The sequence below is a fragment of the Labrys sp. F242 genome (assembly GCF_057813875.1).
Map to the genome: position 1 here is coordinate 1 of NZ_JBVASG010000018.1, position 514 is coordinate 514.

The 514-nt window shown below is 58.9% G+C and carries 1 tRNA gene; it reads left to right on the forward strand.

Going from position 1 to position 514, the window contains the following annotated elements:
• Positions 1-50 precede the first annotated feature (50 nt).
• Positions 51-127 (forward strand) — tRNA-Met (locus tag ACZYTC_RS34235).
• Positions 128-514 lie beyond the last annotated feature (387 nt).

A 514-nucleotide genomic window follows, 5' to 3' on the forward strand; every position in this document is an offset into this window, starting at 1 on the left:
GTTGCCAGGCCTGCAAAGCAAAAATCTCGAATACCATGTAAATTACCTGCCGCGGGGTGGAGCAGCCCGGTAGCTCGTCAGGCTCATAACCTGAAGGCCGCAGGTTCAAATCCTGCCCCCGCAACCATCTTTAATTGCGATTTGCCCGCCCCTCCGGCGGGCTTTTTGCGTTCTAGGGATATGGCGAGGATTCCAGCTAGATCGCCACGAACGTCGATCTGCAGTTCCCCGTCTGCGGGCGTCAGCACGATCTCCTTCATCAGCGAACGGATTTGCTCGGCCGCCGCGATGCGCTCGCCGCGGGAATCGTCCTGGAGTGCCGAATACAAGCCTTCGACTTGAGTGCGGTAATGCGCTGCCATATTCGGGTGTAGCAGGGGAGGCGGCTGTCCGTCGTCAGAACATTTGGCGCAACTGGCGGCGTAGATTAGCGGAGTTCGGGCCTCGTCTGGGGGGATTTTAAGCGGCGAGCTTGCGGTGCTGCAAGCGCCGATATTTGATGGTCTGTCGCTTG